General features: G+C 38.2%; 21 protein-coding genes. 17 read left to right on the top strand and 4 right to left on the bottom strand.

All coding sequences use genetic code 11. From position 1 onward, the window contains the following. Positions 1-21: 21 nt before the first annotated feature. The 17 genes from flgG (at position 22) to FW757_RS19325 (ending at position 19,080) form a co-directional block, all read left to right on the top strand. On the top strand, positions 22-810 hold the full coding sequence (flgG, locus tag FW757_RS19405; RefSeq protein WP_149981578.1) for a flagellar basal-body rod protein FlgG: 789 nt from the start codon (positions 22-24) through the stop codon (positions 808-810). An 18-nt stretch (positions 811-828) separates the two neighbouring features. Further along, on the top strand, positions 829-1,512 hold the full coding sequence (gene flgH, locus FW757_RS19400; RefSeq protein ID WP_182740804.1) for a flagellar basal body L-ring protein FlgH: 684 nt from the start codon (positions 829-831) through the stop codon (positions 1,510-1,512). An 11-nt stretch (positions 1,513-1,523) separates the two neighbouring features. Beyond that, a complete protein-coding gene (locus FW757_RS19395; RefSeq protein WP_149981574.1) occupies positions 1,524-2,618 on the top strand; it encodes a flagellar basal body P-ring protein FlgI in 1,095 nt (364 codons plus the stop codon). A 204-nt stretch (positions 2,619-2,822) separates the two neighbouring features. Then, the gene (gene flgJ / locus FW757_RS19390; RefSeq protein WP_404674971.1) at positions 2,823-3,791 is read left to right on the top strand and encodes a flagellar assembly peptidoglycan hydrolase FlgJ; all 969 of its coding nucleotides are present in this window, start codon (positions 2,823-2,825) and stop codon (positions 3,789-3,791) included. 1 nt (position 3,792) lies between these two features. Then, complete coding sequence (locus FW757_RS19385) at positions 3,793-5,799, top strand: FlgK family flagellar hook-associated protein (RefSeq protein ID WP_182718210.1); 2,007 nt, start codon at positions 3,793-3,795, stop codon at positions 5,797-5,799. A 2-nt stretch (positions 5,800-5,801) separates the two neighbouring features. Further along, positions 5,802-7,034, top strand: coding sequence for a flagellar hook-associated protein FlgL (gene flgL / locus FW757_RS19380; protein WP_149981567.1), 1,233 nt, complete (start codon positions 5,802-5,804; stop codon positions 7,032-7,034). A gap of 349 nt (positions 7,035-7,383) precedes the next feature. Beyond that, positions 7,384-8,346, top strand: coding sequence for a flagellin N-terminal helical domain-containing protein (locus FW757_RS19375; protein WP_149981565.1), 963 nt, complete (start codon positions 7,384-7,386; stop codon positions 8,344-8,346). Positions 8,347-8,776: 430 nt separating this feature from the next. After that, positions 8,777-9,745, top strand: a complete 969-nt coding sequence (locus tag FW757_RS19370; protein ID WP_182718208.1) for a flagellin N-terminal helical domain-containing protein — start codon at positions 8,777-8,779, stop codon at positions 9,743-9,745. A 165-nt stretch (positions 9,746-9,910) separates the two neighbouring features. Further along, the gene (locus tag FW757_RS19365) at positions 9,911-10,873 is read left to right on the top strand and encodes a flagellin N-terminal helical domain-containing protein (RefSeq protein WP_149981562.1); all 963 of its coding nucleotides are present in this window, start codon (positions 9,911-9,913) and stop codon (positions 10,871-10,873) included. A gap of 77 nt (positions 10,874-10,950) precedes the next feature. Next, positions 10,951-11,385, top strand: a complete 435-nt coding sequence (locus tag FW757_RS19360; protein WP_149981560.1) for a flagellar protein FlaG — start codon at positions 10,951-10,953, stop codon at positions 11,383-11,385. A 31-nt stretch (positions 11,386-11,416) separates the two neighbouring features. After that, positions 11,417-12,835, top strand: a complete 1,419-nt coding sequence (gene fliD / locus FW757_RS19355) for a flagellar filament capping protein FliD (RefSeq protein WP_182734918.1) — start codon at positions 11,417-11,419, stop codon at positions 12,833-12,835. A 28-nt stretch (positions 12,836-12,863) separates the two neighbouring features. Continuing rightward, positions 12,864-13,292, top strand: coding sequence for a flagellar export chaperone FliS (fliS, locus tag FW757_RS19350; protein WP_149981556.1), 429 nt, complete (start codon positions 12,864-12,866; stop codon positions 13,290-13,292). After that, entirely contained in the window at positions 13,282-13,581 is a 300-nt protein-coding gene (locus FW757_RS19345; protein WP_182718206.1) for a hypothetical protein, read from the top strand. The genes fliS and FW757_RS19345 overlap by 11 nt, the downstream gene beginning before the upstream one ends. A 9-nt stretch (positions 13,582-13,590) precedes the next feature. Beyond that, positions 13,591-15,672 (top strand): motility associated factor glycosyltransferase family protein, encoded by a 2,082-nt coding sequence (locus tag FW757_RS19340; RefSeq protein ID WP_182739656.1) that lies wholly within the window; start codon positions 13,591-13,593, stop codon positions 15,670-15,672. A 2-nt stretch (positions 15,673-15,674) separates the two neighbouring features. Continuing rightward, positions 15,675-16,982: a DUF4910 domain-containing protein gene (locus FW757_RS19335; RefSeq protein ID WP_182794267.1), complete on the top strand. Its 1,308-nt coding sequence runs from the start codon at positions 15,675-15,677 to the stop codon at positions 16,980-16,982. A 1-nt stretch (position 16,983) separates the two neighbouring features. Next, positions 16,984-17,649, top strand: a complete 666-nt coding sequence (locus FW757_RS19330; protein ID WP_169019233.1) for a class I SAM-dependent methyltransferase — start codon at positions 16,984-16,986, stop codon at positions 17,647-17,649. A gap of 51 nt (positions 17,650-17,700) precedes the next feature. Further along, the gene (locus tag FW757_RS19325) at positions 17,701-19,080 is read left to right on the top strand and encodes an FAD-dependent oxidoreductase (protein WP_182739659.1); all 1,380 of its coding nucleotides are present in this window, start codon (positions 17,701-17,703) and stop codon (positions 19,078-19,080) included. Here the strand turns inward: FW757_RS19325 and FW757_RS19320 are convergent. Genes FW757_RS19320 through FW757_RS19305 form a run of 4 tightly spaced genes read right to left on the bottom strand, consistent with a single transcriptional unit; the run spans position 19,062 to position 22,330 of the window. Continuing rightward, positions 19,062-19,892: an AAC(3) family N-acetyltransferase gene (locus tag FW757_RS19320; RefSeq protein ID WP_182794266.1), complete on the bottom strand. Its 831-nt coding sequence runs from the start codon at positions 19,890-19,892 to the stop codon at positions 19,062-19,064. The two genes, FW757_RS19325 and FW757_RS19320, sit on opposite strands and share 19 nt — an antisense overlap. Beyond that, positions 19,889-20,623, bottom strand: a complete 735-nt coding sequence (locus FW757_RS19315; protein ID WP_182794265.1) for a hypothetical protein — start codon at positions 20,621-20,623, stop codon at positions 19,889-19,891. The genes FW757_RS19320 and FW757_RS19315 overlap by 4 nt, the downstream gene beginning before the upstream one ends. Next, positions 20,616-20,873, bottom strand: coding sequence for a hypothetical protein (locus FW757_RS19310; protein WP_145239482.1), 258 nt, complete (start codon positions 20,871-20,873; stop codon positions 20,616-20,618). The genes FW757_RS19315 and FW757_RS19310 overlap by 8 nt, the downstream gene beginning before the upstream one ends. After that, complete coding sequence (locus FW757_RS19305) at positions 20,873-22,330, bottom strand: AMP-binding protein (RefSeq protein WP_182794264.1); 1,458 nt, start codon at positions 22,328-22,330, stop codon at positions 20,873-20,875. Before FW757_RS19305 ends, FW757_RS19310 begins: the two co-directional genes overlap by 1 nt. Positions 22,331-22,339: the final 9 nt, after the last annotated feature.

Below are 22,339 nucleotides of genomic sequence, written 5' to 3'. Positions count from 1 at the left end.
CTTTATTGAGAGGACATTAATATGAATCCTGCATTGTGGATAAGTAAAACGGGGCTTGATGCTCAACAAACCGATATTTCGGTTATCTCAAATAATTTAGCCAATGCCAGTACTGTTGGTTATAAGAAAAGTCGTGCTGTATTTGAAGATTTGCTTTATCAAAATATTAATCAGCCAGGGGGGCGTTCATCACAAGATACAGAGATGCCTTCTGGTCTGATGCTTGGTGCTGGTACCAAAGTAGTTGCTAATCAGAAGAACTTTTCTCAAGGTAACATGTTAACCACTGAAAACTCATTGGATTGGATGATATCAGGGCCAGGTTTTTTTGAAGTTTTACAGCCCGATGGCAATATCGCCTATTCTCGAAATGGTCAATTTACCACGGATGAGGATGGTCGTATTGTTACTGCTGGTGCAGGTTTTCCTGTGCAGCCAGAAATGAATGTACCTGATGATGCGAAGTCAATTACCGTATCACAAGATGGTGAGGTGTCTGTGAAAATAGAAGGACAACCTGAGAATGTGGTGATTGGTCAGTTAACGATCAGTGACTTTATCAATCCATCAGGTCTAGAGCCTGTAGGCCAAAATTTATATACCGAAACGGCCGTCAGTGGCGCACCTGTACAAGGTAACCCTGGTCTAGAAGGATTAGGCACTGTTGTCCAAGGCGCACTTGAAACCTCTAACGTAAATGTAACCGAAGAGTTAGTTAACCTAATTGAAACTCAACGTATCTATGAAATGAATTCAAAGGTGATTTCAGCGGTTGACGAAATGATGAGTTACATCAGTCAGCAACTTTAACTAATTCGGAGCAAAGTTATGCGTAATTTATCTATAGTCTTAACGGGTGCATTTATATTGAGTGGTTGTATGACGACTCAAAACCACAGCGTGGTTCAAGATGATCCATACTATGCTCCTATGTACCCAGAGCCTGCTGCAGAGCAAGTTGTGCCGACAGGCTCATTGTTTGATAGCAATTTATCAAACGATTTATATTCAGATAAAAAAGCGTTACGCACCGGAGATATTATTACAGTTAAACTGCAAGAATCGACGCAATCATCTAAAGCAGCTAAAACTGAAACGGATAAACAAAGTGATGCCAGCTTAGATCCTGTCATTGGATTAGGCGGACTACCGGTTAATATTGGTGGCGATAGTATTCAGTTTGGTGTGGGCAGCGGTGCTAAATTCAAAGGTGATACTAAGTCAAATCAATCTAATAGTTTATTTGGTGATATTTCCGTAAATGTTATGCGGGTATTACCTAATGGTAATTTAGTGATCCGTGGTGAAAAATGGCTGACTTTAAACTCCGGCGAAGAATTTATTCGTTTGGAAGGTCTTGTTCGCCCGCAAGATGTTACTGCAGATAATACTGTGACCTCTAACAGAATCGCAAATGCGCGTATTCAGTATTCTGGTAAAGGGCAAATGCAAGAGACTCAAACGGCAGGATGGTTAACTCGATTCTTCACTAGCTCTCTGTTCCCTTTTTAAAGGATGTTGATATGAATAGCTTGAAAGCGTTGCTGTGTATATGTTTATTAGCTTGGCATTCTATTGCTAGCGCTGAACGTATCAAGGATGTCTCAATGGTTGAAGGTGTTCGCTCAAACCAGTTAGTTGGTTATGGTCTGGTAGTAGGTTTACCTGGCACCGGTGAGCAAAGTCGTTTTACTGAACAAAGTTTTAAAGCCATGCTAAATAGTTTTGGTATTACCATGGCATCGAATTTAAAACCCAAAATCAAAAATGTAGCAGCGGTTGCTGTGCATGCAGAATTACCTGCATTTAGAAAGCCAGGGCAGACAATCGATATTACTGTATCGTCAATTGGTAGTGCGGGTAGCTTACGTGGTGGAACATTACTACAAACCTTTTTGAAAGGGGTTGATGGAAATACTTATGCTATCGCGCAAGGTAGTCTAATTGTTGGCGGGTTAGGTGTCGAAGGAGCTGATGGTAGTAAGATCGTAATGAACACGCCCACGGTAGGACGTATTCCAAATGGCGCAACGGTTGAACGGGCAATTAAAAGTCCTTTTATGCAAGGTGATTACATAACTTTTAATTTAAATCGTCCTGATTTCACTACTGCTAAACGTTTGGAGCAAACCATTAATGAGCTTATCGGTCCAGACAGTGCACATGCCCTTGATGCCGCTTCAATTCGTGTTATTGCCCCGCGTGATGCGTCGCAGCGTGTTGCTTATTTGTCTACGCTTGAAAACTTAGAGTTTAAACCTGCCGATACTTCGGCAAAAATTATTGTAAATTCACGCACTGGCACCATAGTGATCGGCAAAAACGTGCGGTTACAAGCGGCGGCAATTACCCATGGTGGTCTTACCGTTACGATCGCAGAACAGCAAAATGTATCGCAGCCTAACGCATTAAGTGAAGGGGAAACTGCCGTTACTAATCAAAGTATTATTGATGTTAACGAAGATGATTCTCGGGCCTTTGTATTTAACCCCGGTGTTAGCCTTGACGATTTAGTGCGCGCAATTAACGAAGTTGGCGCAGCGCCTGGTGACTTAATGGCGATACTAGAAGCATTAAAAGAAGCGGGTGCCATTAGCGGTCAACTCGTGGTTATTTAAACCATATTGACCCCCTAAGTTTGCGTTAACTTGCATTTAGGGGGGCTTGACTTGCATAATTAATCAACGCTTTTATACTTTCGCAAACTCGCAAACTCGCAAACTCGCAAACTCGCAAACTCGCAAACTCGCAAACTCGCAAACTCGCATTGGCTTAATTATTGCATTATTAATACTATTATTAATAGCTGTGTCAAATTGCTGATGGATACTAATCATCTCGATAAACAAAACTTCTTTGATTTAGGCAATCTCAATACATTACGTCAAGATGCCTTAAAAAGTGGTGCCTCGCCTGAAGCATCAAAAGAAGCGCTAAAAAAAGCAGCGGCACAATTTGAATCTATTTTTACGCAAATGCTTTTAAAAAGTATGCGTAAAGCAAACGAAGCGTTTGAAGACGAAGACAGCCCTTTTAACTCCAGTGGAGTAAAGTTTTTTGAAGAAATGCATGATCAACAGTTATCGGTTGATTTATCTTCAAAAGGTTCATTGGGCTTAGCCGATCTCATAGTGCAACAACTCTCTCCTGACGGGAAAAAATTTACCCCTAGTTCAGTGCTGCGCACCGTCGATGATTTTACCAGTGATCAACGTGCAACCAGCAAGAATGCTGATAACGCGGCTGACACTCAGGCTGTCAATAGCAGCTCATCAACAGCGCAAAAACCTCAGTTTGAAAATGCAGAAGATTTTATCAGTAGTGTTTGGGAACATGCCAAAACAGCCGCTGAGAAAATTGGTTTGAACCCCGCGGTGATGGTTGCACAAGCAGCTCTTGAGACTGGCTGGGGGAAACATATCATTAATAAAAGTGATGGTAATAGCAGCTTTAATTTATTCAATATTAAATCAGATAAAAGCTGGCAAGGTGAGAAAGCCAACAAAATGACGCTTGAATTTGAGCAAGGCACACCAGTTAAAAAACAAGCTAGTTTTCGTGCATATGATTCTATTAAAGAGAGTGTGAATGACTTTGTGCAGTTTTTGACAGAAAACCCACGTTACCAAGAAGCGCTACAAAATACCGCAAAACCGGCTGCCTTTTTAGATTCATTACAAAAAGCTGGTTATGCCACTGACCCCAATTACGCTGACAAAATTAAGCAAGTGCTAAACCACACAGAGCTTAAGACATTGGCGACATCATTGGTTCGCCAAGGAGTAAATTAACATGTCGTTTAACTTATTTGACATTGCAAGCTCAGGAGTTCGAGCTAGCTCTGAGTTACTGCAAACCACCAGTAAGAACATTACCAATGTTAATACGGTAGGTTATGTACGCGAGCGTACAGAGCATATGACCATGATTGATAACCAAGTCGGTCGTGGAGAAACCTATCGTTTATTAAATGAGTTTGCACAAAAGCAACTCAATCGTGATACCTCAAATAAAACCTTTTTCGACCAATTTGTGACTGAGGCTGGCCGGGTTGATAGTTTGTTTTCTCAAGAATCCAATAGTCTATCGACTAGTATGAATTCGTTATTCAATAATGTGCAGGAAAGTTTAAATCAGCCATCATCCTCAGTTGCACGATCGCTCGTAATGACGGATGCAAAAAATTTGATTGATCAAATGGATCGCTTATCAGGCATTGTATTTAATCAAAAAAATATCGTGAATGATCAGTTAGAAATATTTTCTGATGAAGCGAATACATTAATTCAAAATATTAGCAGCTTGAATAAGCAAATAGCTACCGTAAATGGTACGCGTAACGAGGCAAACTCAAGCACCACGTACAACGAAAGAGACCTTGCTATTCGTAAGTTATCGGAATTAATTGATGTAGAGACACTTGATGGCCCCAACGGTGAAAAGCTCGTATTTATGGGCACCGGCGAATCATTAGTAATGCAAGATGGCGCATTTAATTTATTTTCGATGGCGGGCGATCCTGATCCTAATTTTAAAGAATTACATTTAGACATAGATGGCGGCAAAGCTGTGCCGCTTGATGTTGATGTGACTAAGCTTAAAGGTAAAATTGGCGGATTATTAGCATTTCGTGATGACATTTTAGTGCCAGCACAAAACCAACTTGGCCAAATGGGGCTTGCGATTGCTGATGCTTTTAATCAACAAAACCGTTTAGGAATGGACGGTAATGGCGAGCTCGGTGGTGATATTTTTACAATCCCAACGATTGGCGGTCACGCTTATCAAGCCAATACAGGCAATTCAAGCATAACGGCTACCTTAGAACCAGGTAAAGGCAGTGAAATTCCTGCCAGTGACTTTATTGTTACTTATACCAGTGGCACAACGGTAGAAATACAACCGGTCGATAATAAAGGTGAACCATTAGGCTCTCCCTCAACCGCCAATATAGTTGCTGGCGTTATTGATTCATCGACTATGACCGGTGGGGAATCTTTTGGTTTACAATTAAACGTTACAGGGACTGGTAATGTTGGCGATAAATTTGCAGTTAAACTGAATGCCGAGGCTGCATCGAGTTTAACACTGGCTACCGATAGACCAGAAGCGCTAGCGCTGGCTTCTCCAATTCGTACGGCAGATAATATAAACAATACAGGTAATGGCAATATATCAGCAGGGACTGTTACTAGTGTGACTTCGGGTGGCTTTACAGCCACGACGCCTCCGGATCTAGCAAATGGCGATATCACGATAGTGAAAACCGCTAATGCTAATGAATATACAATTACAGACAATAACGGCAGCTCGACTTTTACGATTACTCCACCTGCTAAAAATCTACTAGAGCAAGCTGGCCCTCCTTATGATAGTTACGGTTTTGATTTTGATATTGAAGGCACCACAGCGGTAGGTGATAGTTTTACACTGGAGTTTAATGAAGGTGGTTTTGACGATAACCGCAATGGCTTAATGTTAGCTGGGTTACAAAGTGGCGAGCTAGTGCGGCAAAATGTTACCACAACCGCATCGGCTGATAATCATAAAACATTTAATCAAGCCTATGCAGGGTTAGTTACTGATATTGGTGTTGTTACCAATCAAGCGAAGACCAATGGTGCTGCTTTTGAGGCATTAGCTCAACAGTCTGAAGCCTGGTATGAATCACTCTCGGGAGTTAACCTTGATGAAGAGGCTGCCAATTTATTGCGGTTTCAACAATCTTATGCGGCGTCTGCACAAGTGCTTTCAACAGCCCGTTCTATATTTGACACTTTACTTAATGCTGCGAGGTAATTATGCGTTTATCTAATAATTTGATGTATCAAAACAGTGTTAATTCGATTTTGAATAATCAGCAAAATGTCAATAAAGCACAAGAGCAAGTTAATACCCAAAAGCGAGTGCTTACAGCTTCAGATGATCCATCGGCAACAGCACGGGCGTTACTGTATACCGATCGTATACAAGCGAATGAGCAATACAGTAAAAACATTACCATGCTAACGAGTCGATTAAAGACTCAAGACAGTGTGCTTGAAAATATTAAAGGCTCACTTGAAAAAGCCTATACATTGGCAATTCAAGCAGGTAATGGTGTTTATACCGATATCGATCGTGAAGGTATTGCTGAAGAGATTAAATCTATACAAAGTAGTGTGCTTGATTTAATGAATGCTAAAACTGAAGATGGTAAGTATATATTTTCAGGCTATCAAGATAACACCCAAACCTATTCGCTTGATTCTTCAACTGGCAAATATGTTTATGGTGGCGACCAAGGCCAGCATAAAATTAAAGTAGCGGAAGGAGTTGAAATTAAATCCAGTGATAATGGGGTTGATACGTTTGAAAAGGTCAATGCCCGGTTGAATGTTGCCTCTAATGACGGCGTTGTTTCAGGAGGGATCACTAGCGCAAAAGTGTATGTACGCGAGCAAGCTCAGTTTGATGCTTTTCATAAAGCAAATTATAACGCTGATCCCGCAGCCGCGGCCGGAGCAAATACGTTTAATATTATAACAACCCCAGGTACACCTAATACATATCAGGTTGAACAAGGTGGAAGTGTGATCAGCTCTGGTAGCTTTGAGGGATCAAAAATTAAATTTGCTGGGATGGAAATTGATATTAGCCCAGTTGCAAACGGGCAGGTAGACTTTACTTTAGAAGCGCCGAAAAAAGAAAATATTTTAAACACATTAAGCGATTTAATTGCTGGGTTAACTGACCCAACAATTAGTCAAGAAGATTATGACCAAGTATTGGCATCGGCCATGGTCCAAATCGATAACAGTAAAAATCAGGTCTCTTTAACACAGGCTGGTTTAGGTGGGCGGTTAAATACAGCTGAGAAAATCACGCAATCTAATAGTGATCTGGATGTAAATAATAAATCCTCCCGTGCAGATTTAATTGAACTTGATATGGCTGAGGCTATTACTGAACTCACGAAGCAAGAAACTGCACTGCAAGCGTCGCAGGCAACTTTTGGCCGCTTAGCTAAATTATCACTGTTCGATTACTTATAAGTAAGTTATAAGAACATCAAGAGTAAGGCAATATATTGCCTTACTCTCGTATTTTTCCAGCCTTTTAAGATCATCTCCTTACTATTTAACAGCTTAATAATTTCCTGAAGAAAAAGACCTGCACAATAATCCTTTTAGTTTTTTAATGAGCTTTATTAATTTAGTCACTATAAAATTCATTAAATTACATGAGCTTAAAAAATAATGGAAAAAAAATAAAAAAAAAAGCTAAAGGATTTTTTTGCTAGACCGATAACTTAATTAACCAAGCAAAGCGTTGTAAATAACAACCACTGCTTAATCTAGTAAGTTTGAGAGTAAATGATAAGTTTACTTCTGGAGAGATATCATGGCTTTATATGTAAATACAAATGTTAGCGCGTTAAACGCACAAAGACAATTAAATAATTCTGGTAATGCACTGGATACATCATTCCAACGTTTATCATCAGGTTTTCGTATTAACAGTGCGAAAGATGATGCGGCAGGTCTACAAATTTCTGACCGTTTAACATCACAAATTAACGGTTTGAACCAAGGTAACCGTAACGCAAACGATGGTATTTCATTAGCACAAACAGCTGAGGGTGCATTAGATGAAGTAACATCAATGTTCCAACGTATCAGAACATTATCACAGCAAGCAGCAAATGGTTCAAATACTGATGAAGACCGTTTAGCGGTGCAAGAAGAGATTCGTTCATTATCTGAAGAAGTAAATCGTGTTGCAGCAGATACAACGTTTGGTGGTCAAAACCTTTTAGACGGTTCTTTCTCCGCGAATTTCCAAGTTGGCGCAGATGCTGTACAGAATATCAGCTTTAGTATGGCGTCAGTTGGCGGTACGGCTAACTCAATCGCTGGTAATAACGGTTTTACCATGTCAGGTATTGCAGGGGTTGCCAGTGCGGTAACAGGCGCAAGTTTAAGTGCTACAGCTGGAACAATTAGTTCGCAAGTAGGTTCATCAGCTGATGCTACAGGTTTTGCTGCGGTATTTACAGCAAGCGGCATAAGCGTATCTTCACAAGCGAATGCGCAAGCGGTAATGGCCGGCATGGATTCATTAATCGCGGTTGTTGATAAAAAACGCGCTGAGCTGGGTGCGGTACAAAATCGTTTTCAATCAACGATTCGTAACCAGTCAAATATTTCAGAAAACCTAAGTGCTGCAAAATCACGTATTAAAGATACAGACTTTGCGCAAGAAACTGCAAACTTAACAAAAATGCAGATTCTACAACAGGCTAGCCAAACAATTCTTAGTCAGGCTAATCAACGTCCACAGGCTGCATTAAGTCTTCTAGGATAATAGGTTGGAAATAGTCAATTAATTGACTAAGAATGTAGCGCCTTTGTTTAATGGGGTATTAACAAAGGCGCTGAAACGGATTGATAAAGCGGAGGCGCTTAAAAATCCTGTATTGTTCTAACATTTGTAAGAACATAATTGTTAAAGCACAAACTATGCCAATAGTAAGTGTTAGGCATACCCACTCTCAAACTTATCTTCAAAGGGCCTTATAGGCCCTTTTCTCGTTTTTTATAATTCAATGCAACTCTATCTATAAAGTTGGCCTAAAGATTGCTGAATACTTATTACGATTTAAATTAATCTGCAAAGTGGCAGTTTATTGCCCCCAGTCAACTTAACTTGACTGTAGTAACAGGTCACTTTGTCAAAATTCCACTCATTAAATTAAAGAGTGGCTTTAATTTGACAGATAAGAAGAGAGTTTATTATGGCTTTATTTGTAAATACGAATGTCAGCGCGCTTAATGCGCAAAGACAGCTTGAAAGAACTGGCAACGACTTAGATACTTCCTTTAAACGTTTATCATCTGGTCTGCGTATTAACAGCGCGGCGGATGATGCTGCTGGTTTACAAATATCGGATCGTTTGCAATCGCAAATCTTGGGTTTAAACCAAGGCAACCGTAATGCGAATGACGGTATCTCGCTGGCACAAACGGCTGAAGGTGCGCTTGATGAAATTACTTCTACATTTCAACGTATCCGAACACTTGCTCAGCAATCAGCAAATGGCTCTAATACAGATGAAGATAGGCTCGCTATCCAAGAAGAGATTAGACAGTTATCTGATGAGGTTAACCGAATTGCCACGGACACTACATTCGGTGGTCAAAATTTATTGGATGGCTCTTATTCTGCAAGCTTTCAGGTTGGTGCTGATGCTGTACAGACTATTGGTTTTAGTATGCAGTCTGTTGGCGATACAGCTAATTCTCTCGCTGCTAATGGTGGTTTTACTATATCAGGTGTTGCCGGTGTTGCTTCAGCCGTGGGTGGTAAAGCACTTTCAACGCTCGCAGCTAATGTAAGCTCAGTTGATGGCGCAACGGCATCAACAACATTAGATTTTTCTTCTGTATTTACAGCTGCAGGTATTAGTGTGTCATCACAAGTAAATGCACAGGCTGTGTTTGCGGGTATGGATTCTCTAATAGCGGTGGTTGATAAAAAACGCGCTGAATTAGGTGCGGTACAAAACCGTTTTCAGTCGACAATACGAAATCAAGCTAATATTTCTGAAAATTTAGCCTCTGCTAAATCAAGAATTAAAGATGCTGATTTTGCAATGGAGACAGCTAACTTAACTAAAAACCAAATTTTACAACAAGCGAGCCAAACAATATTAGGCCAAGCAAATCAAAGGCCTCAGGCTGCATTAAGCTTGTTACAGGGTTAAAATAGTATAACGTTGTTAAAAATTTATAAATAAAGCTAAAGTTTCCGTTTTATCTGACGATAACTGACTTAGAGAACTAAAAATCTAGGACTCTCAGTCTGGAGTAATAACAGGGTAGGGGTATCCCGTTGTTATTCTATTTAAAATGATAAAGCGGAGGCTATTATGGCTTTATATGTAAATACTAATGTGAGTTCATTGAACGCACAGCGCCAGTTGATGAAATCTGGTAACCAGCTCGATACATCCTTTCAACGTCTATCATCAGGTTTTCGCATTAATAGTGCAAAAGATGATGCTGCAGGCATGCAAATATCTAACCGTTTAACTAGTCAAATAAATGGTTTGAATCAAGGTAACCGAAATGCTAATGATGGGATCTCACTTGCGCAGACTGCTGAAGGCGCACTTGATGAGACTACGTCAATGTTCCAGCGTATTCGTACTCTTGCTCAACAAGCTTCAAACGGTTCAAATACAGATGAAGATCGTTTAGCAGTACAAGAAGAAATTCGTTCATTATCAGAAGAAGTAAATCGTGTTGCTGCAGATACAACATTTGGTGGTCAAAATCTACTAGATGGTTCATTCTCAGCTAACTTCCAAGTTGGTGCTGATGCTGTACAGAATATTAGCTTTAGTATGGCTTCTGTTGGTGGCACTGCAAACTCGGTTGCGGGTAATAATGGCTTTACTATGTCAGGTATTGCAGGTGTAGCAAGTGCTGTGACAGGTGCAAGCTTAAGTGCTACTGCGGGAACAATTAGTTCGCAGGTTGGTGCTTCAGCTGATAATACCGACTTTGCAACTGTATTTACAGCAAGTGGTATTAGTGTATCTTCTCAAGCTAACGCACAAGCAGTAATGGCAGGTATGGATGCAATGATTGCAGTAGTTGATAAAAAACGTGCCGAACTCGGTGCTGTACAAAATCGTTTTCAATCAACTATTCGTAACCAATCTAACATTTCAGAAAACTTGAGTGCTGCTAAGTCACGTATTAAAGATACTGATTTCGCTGCCGAAACAGCTAATTTGACTAAATCTCAAATATTACAACAAGCAAGCCAATCTATTTTGAGTCAAGCAAACCAGCGTCCACAAGTAGCATTATCGTTACTAGGCTAGACGGTTAATTAGGTCATTATTGAGATATTGTCTCGATAATGACTTATACTTTGTTTGTATTTTGAAGGAGAGCTACTATGGCTGACTTAGGTGGAATAATTAAATCGAGTGAAAACTTCACCGCTAATTCATCTTTTACAAATAAAAATGAGTTAAACGAAGCAAGTAAAAAAGCAACTGTTGAAAAAGCTGGTACAAAAATTGCTGGTAGAGAGCCCGCACTTGTTGATAATAGTCAGCAACTTGATTCTGAAAGTGAAAGAAAAGCACTGATCGACGAAGTGAAAGAAAACTTAGAGAAATTAAATAAATATATTCCTGTGACGGCAACAAATTTAAAATTTGAATTTGATGAGCAGGGTGATCCACCAATAATTAAAGTGTTTGATAAAACAAGCGAAGAAGTTATTCGTGAAATTCCAACTGAAGAGTTTAGAGAAGTTGCTAAAGCTTTAGATGAATTTGCCGATAAACTAACTAACAAAGGTTTGTTACTAAATCAAACTGTATAATATTTTTTGGAACAGATAGTAGGAGAGAAGTATGCCACTTATAACATCCGCAGGTATTGGATCTGGGCTGGATCTCGAAAGTATCATTACAGCATCTGTTGATGCCGAAAATGTTCCAAAAATGAATGCCTTTGCAAAAAAGGACAAGTCGTTAGAAGTTGAATTATCTTCAATCGGAGAGATCAAGTCTGCGTTATCCAAGCTACAAGACACAATAAAAAAGCTAGCAGATCCTGATAATTTTAATAAACGTATTGCTAATATCACTCAACCAACAAGTGATGACGGTGATCTCGTCTCAGTTACCCCAACAAAAGATATTACGCCTGGTAATTTTAAAATTGAAGTTGTTGCACTTGCTCAAGGCAGTCGTGCAACGTCAAACGATGCCGTACCTCCTTTGTTTACATCTACTGACGATGTGGTCACTGCTTCTGGAGGCACCTTGTCATTTGCTGCTGGAGACAAAAGCTTTGACCTAACTCTTGATGCGGGTGCGACATTAGCTGATTTGCGTGACGCAATTAATGACTCGGATGATAATTTTGGTGTAACAGCAAATATAATAAATACTGGTACTGAGTCAAAGTTGGTTCTTACTTCGAGTGTGAGTGGCGCTGGTAATGACTTGGTAATTACCAATGATAATGCTGAGCTAGACAATGTATCTACAGATGCTAATGGTGGAGCTTCTGGTAGCGGTGGTATTGGTATAACAGCTGGAAATGAAGCAAAAAGTGCAGTTATAAAAGTAGATGGCATAACAATAACAAATGACACCAATACCTTTAAAGATGCTGTACAAGATATGACGATCACTGCTAAACGACAAAGCGTTGATGGAGAGACGGCAAAGTTAGCTGTTAGCTATGACCGTGAGAGCGTTACAACATTAATTGATGAATTTATTGCTAATTATAACAATGCTATAGGGCAGTTAGGTCTGCAATCGAGAGTTGGTAAACCTTTAAATAGCGATGCAACCATTCGTACTTTGAGCTCGCAAATGGTCAATATGCTTTCTACAAATTTAACGGATGCAGGGCCTTTCACAAGTATTTTCGATATTGGCTTGGGTGTTGATAAGAAAGGTTATCTAGAAAAATCAACTTTAGTCCGCAGTTTAAATACAGCAATGGATGAAAATTTTGATGATATCGGAAAGGCTTTTGCTGGTGAAAATGGTGTTGCTAAACAGTTCGAATCTTTTTTAGATAATTACGTAAGTTCAAAAGGCATTTTAAAGCAACGAGAAGATAATTTAAATACACAGGTCACTGATTTAGAAGATGATGTACTAAAGCATGAATTTAGAATGACCGAATTAGAAAGTAGGCTTAGAAAGCAATATGCGGGTTTAGATGTGTTACTGGCGCAAATGCAATCAACACAACAGTACTTAGGAGCGCAGCTTGCGAGCTTACCGGGATTTACAAGAAACAAATCATAAATTAATTTTGATTTAAAAGGGTTTTAATATGTATAACGCCAAAGTAAAAAATTATCAGAAAGAAGCACTCAAGACCCGTGTTGCCGGTGCTGATCGCTATGAAATAATTCAAATGTTAATGGCGGGTGCGATTGAAAAAATGGTGATGTCTAAAGTTGCTATTGAAAGAAAACATATGGAAGCGAAGGCCGAACATTTATCTAAAGCGACTGCTATTATTGAAGCCTTAAGGGGCTGTTTAGATTTTAAAGTTGGTGGTGAAGTGACTGATAATTTATATGCACTTTATTCTTATATGATAGATCGCTTAGTTGATGCAACAATAAAAAATGATCCTGCAATTGTTGAAGAAGTATCTAATTTATTGAAAGAAATAAAGTCTGCTTGGGATGCTATTCCTCATGACGTTCGAGAAAAAACACTTAGTGAAAATGGTATAGATGCTAATGTCGGCTAGTTTATTGTCTCAGTTAGCCCCCGATTTGTCTGTAATTAATCAATATTTAGCTGAAGGTGATATAGAGTCAGCTCAAAGCAAGTTACTATTAATTGATAGAACATTGAAAGCACTCTTTACCTCACCTGAGAACCTCAGCGAAAACGATGTGTTATTTTTATCGGATTTTTCAATCAAATTGAATACTACGGTATTAGAAATAAGCCTCAAAAAACAGCAGGCTGCAAAAGAACTTGGTATTCATATTAATACGCAAAAAAAAATAAATGTGTATAAAAATATCAAGTAGGTAACCGACATGATAAAGAATATAGATATTAATAACGAGCTTGAGCACATCTCAGAAAAACTTGAAAAAACTATAAAACATCAAGAAAGAGAGGCGATTTTTGCTACAGAAGCAAATGAGCGATTTGAAAAGAATTTTGAGTGTTTTTCTGAGTTTTTCCCTGATATAGCAATAGCAATAAAAAACTTTAAAACCAAAGATGACTTTTGCTTACATGTTACAGAGTCCGGGCATGGTAATTTTATACCAAGTGGTGGAAATACTTTACTTTATTCACAAGACCCCATTACTCAAACTGAAAAACAAATACAGGCACAAAGAGAAAGGCCCGTATTTAGTTTAACTGACTACACTGGTTATCCTGAAGATGATGACGATACCCGTATTCACTCTCGATATATGGTAAAGTTAACTCGCTTTATGAAAAAAGTCAGAGCCGAAAGTAAACCTGTAGTTCGTAACTTACCATCTTCATTTCCTTCCGCAGTTATTTTTGGTATCGGGCTAGGTTATCATGTTCCGCTTCTTTTGGAAGATACTCAATTTGACTATATATTTTTAGTTGAACCAGATTTTGAACAATTTTTTGCGAGTTTATTTTGCACTGATTGGTTTGAAATTATAAAAAAAATTGATTCCAATGGAGGGTGCTTGTTTTTTCATTTAGGTGTTGATCATAAATCATTTATAATTGACCTTGAAAAAATAGCCGAAGACATTGGTGCATTTTCCTTAGTGCGCAGTTTTTGCTATCAGCATACACCCGGTACAGAACTAAATGTTTTGATTAAGCAGTGGAGTGAAGATTACTTCCGTTTTCAGTTTGGTCATGGGTTTTACAACGATGCAATAACTGGGCTTGCTCATAGTATCCATCATATTCGAAATAAAGCTGCGTTACTAACGAAGACGACCCAGGAAATAGACTTTGATACACCTATATTTATTGTTGGTAATGGTCCATCGCTGGATGAAGCTGAAGTATTTTTAAAAAATAACCATCAAAAAGGGATCGTAATCGCTGCGGGAACCGCCATAGCGTCATTATATAAGAAGGGTATCCCAGTTGACTTTCATGTGTTAGTTGAACGTCCATATTCGAACTATAAAATTTTTGGTGATATTTTCCCTGCTGATGAATACAAAAAAGTGAACTTGCTGGGCCTTAATACTTTATATCCTGATACGAATAAACGTTATAAATGGGCAGGAATAGCGGGAAAAGGTAATGAGGCGGGAACATGTTTAATGGACGTTATATCTCAAGTTCATTTGTCCCAAATTTTACCATTGATCCCTTACTGTAATCCTGTTGTTGCAAATGCAGCCCTTTCGTTTTTACTTCATATGGGATTTAGAAATATCTATCTTTTTGGTATTGATAACGGTAAACAGCCATCAGGCTCACATCACAGTAAAGATAGTATTTACAAAGTAAATAATGATGATGATTCAGAGGGGTACGGTAGTTTAGAGTTCAATGGTCGATTGATTGAAGGTAATTTGGGTGGCCATGTTGTTTCAAATGATCTCTTTCTTGTGGCTCATGCGCAGTTAGAAAAGCTTCTAAGTCTTTACAAAGTGAATAACTGCATAAATGTAGGAAACGGTGCAAAACTTCAAGGTGCTATTCCTACTGCAGCAGATAATTTAATTGATATTGAAAAAGAGATTGATAAAGAGTTGGTTATCAGCAATATCAAGAATAATTATTTTACAGTATTACCTGTTGATGATGTAGAAGATAGATTGATTGCAGTGGATAGACTTCAGGATATTTGCGAGCATCTACTCTCAATTATTGATGAAGATATTACAAGTCGTAGTATTGCTGCTAAGCAATTACAGCGTCAAGCTAGGTATGTTTACTCTTTAAGAAATACTAGCTTAGGGCATATATTTCATATAATAAAAGGCGCGCTCTTATATTATCACTGCCCGATGATTACGCTTTTGTATCAATATGAAGACGAAGTATTTTGTTTAGAAAAATATAAACAGCTAAATAAGTTATGGAAATGTTATATCCAAGAGATAATGGCTGATTATAAAATCCACTATGATGAAAAATGTGACTTAGGAAAGGAATAATAGTGACAGATTACCAAGAATCAGAGGCTTTCTACAATGAGTTATTTGATGAGCTTTTCCCTATTCTTCGTTCTATAACAGGTCCAGGCTTACGACAAAGTTATAGTATTCTCTCGCGGTATATGCCGCTTAATATTTCTTCTATTGCTTCTGGTGAAAAAATATTTGATTGGACTGTACCTAAGGAGTGGCATTGTGAAGATGCTTATTTATTAGGGCCTGATGGAGAGAAAATTGCTGATATGCAGCGATTGAATATTGAGGTCGTTAATTACTCAGAATCTGTAGAAATAGAGCTTAGCCTTGAAGAGCTTCAAAAGCACTTATATAGCCTACCTGAGCAGCCAACGGCAATCCCTTATGTTACTAGCTACTATAAAAAGCGTTGGGGTTTTTGTATCGCTCATGAAATACGTGAACAACTTAAAGAGGGAACATACAAAGCTGTAATTAAGAGTCAGTTTGTAGATGGTTCGTTGGATATCGCCCAATCAGTTTTAAATGGTGAATCAAAACAAGAAGTATTACTAAGTTCATATCTATGTCATCCATCAATGGCGAATAATGAGCTGAGCGGCCCTTTAGTTCTTTTAGGCTTATTTAATCGTATTAAAAAATGGCCAAAACGTCGTTACTCCTACCGTTTTGCATTACACCCTGAAACAATAGGTAGTTTAGGATTGCTTCATTTAATGGGGGAGCATTTTACTGCAAACATGGTTTCTGGACTGGTTATTAATTGTATGGGTGGAGAACCTGAAAAATTAGTTTTTAAACATAGTCGGAATGATAATGGTATGCTAGATAAACTTTTATATCATCTAAATCAACATGATTATAACCATGAAAACATACAATTTAGTCCTTTAAGTGGTTCTGATGAAAGGCAATATAATTCTCCCGGCTTTCAATTGCCAGTGTGCTGTGTCAGCCGTAGTTTTCATTCTGGCTACCACCAGTATCATACTTCCCTTGATACTAAAGCGTTTATGGGAATAAAACCACTGCTTGATAGTATTGATAAATTAGAGAAAATATTTTTGGCGTTTGAACAAGCTGCGACTTTTGAGAATACACTACCTTTTGGTGAACCTAACTTAGGTAGTAAAGGGTTGTATCCAACGTTAAGTTTTTTTAGTAAAGAGCGTGTAAGCCAACTCGATGAGCTTAATCACATTAAGATGTTATTAAATTATAGTGATGGAGAGCACGACTCTATTGATATTGCGGATAAATATGGATGCAGTGTTTTAGATATGGCGTCTGCAATTGACAAGCTAGAGCAACAAACACTCTTGGTCATGAAGTGAAATGGGTAATTGGCAGAATATTTATCAGCAGGGCAGGCAATTAAATAAATACCCTTATGATGCAATCGTATCATTGGTGATGCGATTAAGGCACACTAATTCAAGTTTAAGCGCATTAGAGTTAGGCTGTGGTGCTGGAAATAATATCGTTTTTATGGCTGAAGAGGGAGTTGATGTTGCTGGTATTGATATATCTTCAGTTGCTTTAGATTTTGCTCAAGAGCGTCTAACAAGGTTACAACTTAAAGCTGATTTAGTTAATGGTCATTTTACTCAGTTACCTTGGCAAGATAATTCGTTCGACTTAGTGATAGACAGAAGCGCTTTAAACTGTGTTCCTCGCTCAGATATTTTAGTTGCCCTTAGTGAATCTTACCGAGTGTTAAAACCAGGCGGTTGTATATTTTCTATTATGTATGCTGATACTCATCCTGCATTTATAAACTCAGGATATCAGCATGATGGGTTTGCGCGACAATTTTCGCCGGATTATTTCTCTGACATTGATGGCCTATTTTTTGCTTCTAAAGCAGATGTTTGCGAACTATTCAGTAAATTTGCAATAACGCAGCAATCGTATGATGTTTCTTATGATCAGAACGATAAGATCACTTCTGCACAAAGAAGTATCGTTGCATATAAATCACCTATTGCTCAAATTACGTAATCATGAGTGGTTATCATATAGCTACTACTTACTAGTTTCTGGAGAATTATTATGCGAAATTCAGCTATCGTTGTTGGTGGTGGGGTATGTGGTTTAATGGCGGCATTACTACTCAAACAGTCTTTTAAAAAAGTTACAATAATTGAGCAAAGTGAGCGTGTTGGGGGATTATTTTGTTCTATAAAAGATGAGTTAGGTGCATATTATGATATGGGATCACATATACCGAACGCAACGGGCATAGAAGCGCTTGATACTCTGTTATTTGGCGAGCTAGAAAATCGTGATTACTATTGGCACGTAATAGAAAAACTGCAATCAGGTAATTACTTTGCCGGTGAATGGGATTTAAACTCTCCGTTTCCAGATAGTCACAAACTGCCAAGCGAAGAGTATTATCAAGGTTGTGCTGAGCTTATTCAAGCAACCTCTTCTAGTGGCAGTTCGCTTATACTCCCTTATTGCGAAGAAACATTAGGCAAGACGTTTACCCAGCATATTATTAAACCAATTCTGTATAAGCTCTATGGTAAACATACAGATTTAAATACATTAACGGTCGCAGCAGGACTATTTGGCTTTACTCGCATTCTTGCTTTTGAGCCCGATGTTGCAAATGCACTGAAAAATATTCCTACTTTTGATGCTAAAATTGGATATCAAACGCAAGCGCATTTTCATGAAAGACAAACCAAAGACAACTCAAAAACTCCAAATTACTTTTATCCATTAGAAAATAAAGGCATTGAGTCTTGGGTTGAGTATTTAGTAACTAAAGTTAAAAGCGCTGGAGTTGAGGTTGTACTTTCTTCATCAATAGAGAAGATAGAGACTAATGGACGGCAGATCACGGGAGTAAAGCTTACTAATAAAGCAGAAATCCTTGAGTGTCAGTTGTTATTTTGGAGTGCTCCTCCGTTTATTGCCTTAAAAGCATTAGGCTTACCTTTAGTTTATAACAAGCCAGAACTGAGAACTGCTATTGTATTTCATTTGAATTTTGACTTGCCTTTACTTGATCAAAAATCGCATTATCTATGGGTGTGGGATCATCAAACGGATATATTTAGGTTGACGTTATACCCTAACCTCAGCACTAAAAGTCAGCATGCGAACTTGTCGGCAGAAATATTATGCAGGCCAGAAGAGGTGGAGCAGTATGACGTGGATGAAATTGTGAATACATTAAAGAAAATGCAAGTTGTCGGCCAAGATGCTACATGTATCAGTCATATTAAACAGGTCATACATGGCACTTTTCCTGTGCCAACTTTAGAATTTGAAAAAAATAATCAAGCTAATTTTGATACATTAAAAAACAGTGTCGATAATATAATTATTTCAGGCAGATCAGGCGGTAAACAATGGCGACAAGCTGATGTACTTGTTGCCGCATATAACGATATAAACAATTATTTATCGACAGAATAAGAGACTTCTTTTCCATTATCAAAACGATATAGTTCAGATGGGTTACAGTTAAGCAATGCAAATTGGTTATCAGCAACAAAGTCTTTTACAAAATGATAAAGTGCTTTCATCTTTATTGTATAGATAAATGATCTTCCAAGTTGGGCTTGTTTCATAATCCCTGAGTTTAATAATGCAGCTTCTAACTTGGAATAGTCTTCCCTGTAGGCATTATTTATAGGAAAGCAAAAGTGGTAAAAAGTACCGTTAGCCTCTTCTCCATTTGTGAGCGTTGTCACACCGGTAAAAGGTTTATTAAACCGGTATTTTAATCCTAACATTGCTTCTATTTGAACAATCACCGTGGCGACTCTAAGGCCAATGCCTTGCAGTACAAGCACTGTATCTTGTTCTATTAACCTACTAAACGTTGAGTTTTCTGCAAAGGCATAATATTCAGGTTTTTTGGGTAAACAGATTTTTGCCACATCAGGCCCTAAACCGCAGATTGAGAACATAGGGTGCCCTGAGCGTACTACATTTGGTTGTTGTCGAAACCACTCAGGCCAATACCCTAAGACACATTCTTGTGAGCGCAAATCTTCTTTGCGACTGCGTGGGAATTGATAATTAAAGGCTGGCATAAATATATTACCGTTATCACCAATTGCAGTTTTAAAGCAGTTTAGGAACGCCTCAGGCACTTCTTTTACTGAGTGATTTTCTATAGCGCCAAGTGTAAATAATGAAGAGTGTATAAACACACTGTCATTCATGTTGATACCAACTGAATGTAATGTTGCGATAATTTGTTCTTGGCTGATACTTCTCACAAAAAGTCCTCATTACCGAAAGCTGCTTTAACTTCGTCGTAGATAGTATCAATTCTTTTTGAAAAAGCGGGATCTTTCCACGGCTTGCCTGATAGAATCATCCATTCATATTTAGCAATAAACTTTTTTTTCTGTGATTCATCTAAGGTATCAATAAAGCCCCCCATTTTTTCTTTGAGGCGGTCTACAAGTTCCTTCAAACACCTAAAGATAAACACAACTTCAGGATCACGTAACAATGGCTTCATAGAAACTGTAAGTTCACGTTTCAACTTTATGGCTTGCTCTCTAACCAGCGTACATTTATGGTTATTATCTGGATCACGGTAAAAAAGATCCATTAAAGCGGAGTACTCAAAATCAATAACAGTACCAAACGCATCTACTATAGGGAAGTAGGGATATATTCTGCAAACTAAGGGTCTATGTCCATGGGGTTCGCATAAACCACCACATTGGCAAGAGAGCAAATAGATATTGAAGCTTTTACCGTTTGAAAGCGTAAATGTACGCTTTTTAGCTGGTGTAGTAATATTTTTAATACCACCAATAGATTTATAGTACTCATACTCATTTTCGAGAAGAGGTAAAGATACACCACTTTTGTCTAGGATATTAAAATGCTCTCCGTAAAAATTTTTACAGCAGTAGCCACCGCATGTTTTCCAACACTCAGGGGCATTCACATATTCCGTATTATATATTTCTTGCCAATTCACTTTGTTAGGCATTAGTAGACTCACTAAGTAGCTTTATTAGGCCACTGTAAGATGTAAATTGCACAGGGTCAGCTTCTTCGAAATCAATATCAAGGTTTAAGCTGTTTTCTATTTCCATTAACATACTAATAAAATCAAGCGAATCTAAAAGACCTAAACTTATTAAACTATTTTTTTTATCTAATGATATGAGTATGTCCTGACCATGCTTTTCTATTAATTTATTATTGATAGCTTGTTCAATCGAATTTGTTAAGCTCATTATTTCTCCATCATGGTATGTAGGGCGCTTTTATCAATTTTACCATTACTATTTAGTGGCATGGAATCGATCCATATAATCTTTTTGGGCACCATATAAAGTGGCAGCTGTTGCTTTAAGTAATCAATCAGTGTTTGCTCACTTTCTTTATCGGCTGGATTACAAATAAATAAAGTCAAACTTTGAGGTTGTTGTATTGGCGTTGCGATAGCCTGTACCAAAGGGTTTGATAAAAAATTTTGTGCTAGTGTATTTACTTCGGATAGCTCAACGCGGTATCCCTGGATTTTAACTTGGTCATCTACACGGCTAATATAGTGAAATACTCCTTGAGCATCACGATTTACGAGATCACCACTTCGATAATGGGTAATGTTATTTGTTTTAATTAAACATTGCTGAGTTTTAATATTGTCATTTAAATACCCAGAAAATACTTGAGGCCCCGAAATCAAAAGCTCACCTTGTGCATCTAAATCAAAGCTCATGTTTTTAAGTGCTTTACCCAGGGGAATATAGCTACTATCACTATCATCATTACAATCAAATACATATCTACTGCATGCTATTGTAGCCTCAGTTGGTCCGTATAAATTAATAACCTTGCTGTTTGGTGCTGCTTTTTGCCATTGCAGAGCGAGTGTTCTAGGTAAGGGCTCACCACAAAACTGACTCACACGAAGGCTAGGATAGGCATCATTTTTAAGCATTCCTAGTTTAGCCATAATTGATGCAGTAGAAGGGACACTAAACCACACTGTAAGCCCGTGTTGTTTAATGAATTTACCTGGCGCAAATATAGCGGTTTCAGGCACTACATAAAGACAAGCACCTTGCAGCCAAGTAACAAATATATCATGCATGCTTAGATCAAACGTTGGATCAAATACTTGGCTTACCTTATCTGTATTACTGAGGGGTAAAGACTCACACATAGTATCAAGATAAGACTTAAGATTCGCAATGCTAATAGGCACACCTTTTGGTGAGCCTGTAGAACCTGAAGTAAATAAAACATAAGCGATATTGGATAGGCTGCGAGCTTGTAGTGATTTAGTTGATACAATGCTTTTATTGACTATATCGTCCAAACATACAAATACTCTATCTGGGAGTGCTTTTATTAATGCTTGGCTGATCGACAAATATTTTTTACTGTATAAAACATACTTTAAGTTGCCTTGCTTTATGATAAAAGCCAATCTAGCTATTGGCAGTTTTACCCCAAGTGGTATAAATGTTCGTGAATCTAAAGCGCAGGCAAGTACGGCGCTATAATAGTGAGTATCTCGGTAACTTAAAATTCCAACTTGCTCAGCTTCACTTATTTCGCTCGTGTTAATATTATTAGCGTAACTTGCAAGCTGTTTATAAGTAATGTATTGATTATCAACAAAAATTGCAGGAAGTTTTGCATGGCTTGCAATGCTGTTTTTAAGTTTTTCAGATAACTTCACTTTATATCC

Source organism: Pseudoalteromonas sp. 1181_04, from assembly GCF_052850545.1.
Note: the sequence above shows the minus strand (reverse complement) of the source record. Positions and strands in the feature narration are given on the sequence as shown.

Excerpts from the sequence above, each read along its gene's own strand:
- flgG (WP_149981578.1), top strand. The coding sequence starts at position 22 with ATGAATCCTGCATTGTGGATAAGTAAAACGGGGCTTGATGCTCAACAA.
- flgH (WP_182740804.1), top strand. The coding sequence starts at position 829 with ATGCGTAATTTATCTATAGTCTTAACGGGTGCATTTATATTGAGTGGT.
- FW757_RS19395 (WP_149981574.1), top strand. The coding sequence starts at position 1,524 with ATGAATAGCTTGAAAGCGTTGCTGTGTATATGTTTATTAGCTTGGCAT.
- flgJ (WP_404674971.1), top strand. The coding sequence starts at position 2,823 with ATGGATACTAATCATCTCGATAAACAAAACTTCTTTGATTTAGGCAAT.
- FW757_RS19385 (WP_182718210.1), top strand. The coding sequence starts at position 3,793 with ATGTCGTTTAACTTATTTGACATTGCAAGCTCAGGAGTTCGAGCTAGC.
- flgL (WP_149981567.1), top strand. The coding sequence starts at position 5,802 with ATGCGTTTATCTAATAATTTGATGTATCAAAACAGTGTTAATTCGATT.
- FW757_RS19375 (WP_149981565.1), top strand. The coding sequence starts at position 7,384 with ATGGCTTTATATGTAAATACAAATGTTAGCGCGTTAAACGCACAAAGA.
- FW757_RS19370 (WP_182718208.1), top strand. The coding sequence starts at position 8,777 with ATGGCTTTATTTGTAAATACGAATGTCAGCGCGCTTAATGCGCAAAGA.
- FW757_RS19365 (WP_149981562.1), top strand. The coding sequence starts at position 9,911 with ATGGCTTTATATGTAAATACTAATGTGAGTTCATTGAACGCACAGCGC.
- FW757_RS19360 (WP_149981560.1), top strand. The coding sequence starts at position 10,951 with ATGGCTGACTTAGGTGGAATAATTAAATCGAGTGAAAACTTCACCGCT.
- fliD (WP_182734918.1), top strand. The coding sequence starts at position 11,417 with ATGCCACTTATAACATCCGCAGGTATTGGATCTGGGCTGGATCTCGAA.
- fliS (WP_149981556.1), top strand. The coding sequence starts at position 12,864 with ATGTATAACGCCAAAGTAAAAAATTATCAGAAAGAAGCACTCAAGACC.
- FW757_RS19345 (WP_182718206.1), top strand. The coding sequence starts at position 13,282 with ATGTCGGCTAGTTTATTGTCTCAGTTAGCCCCCGATTTGTCTGTAATT.
- FW757_RS19340 (WP_182739656.1), top strand. The coding sequence starts at position 13,591 with ATGATAAAGAATATAGATATTAATAACGAGCTTGAGCACATCTCAGAA.
- FW757_RS19330 (WP_169019233.1), top strand. The coding sequence starts at position 16,984 with ATGGGTAATTGGCAGAATATTTATCAGCAGGGCAGGCAATTAAATAAA.
- FW757_RS19325 (WP_182739659.1), top strand. The coding sequence starts at position 17,701 with ATGCGAAATTCAGCTATCGTTGTTGGTGGTGGGGTATGTGGTTTAATG.
- FW757_RS19315 (WP_182794265.1), bottom strand. The coding sequence starts at position 20,623 with ATGCCTAACAAAGTGAATTGGCAAGAAATATATAATACGGAATATGTG.
- FW757_RS19310 (WP_145239482.1), bottom strand. The coding sequence starts at position 20,873 with ATGAGCTTAACAAATTCGATTGAACAAGCTATCAATAATAAATTAATA.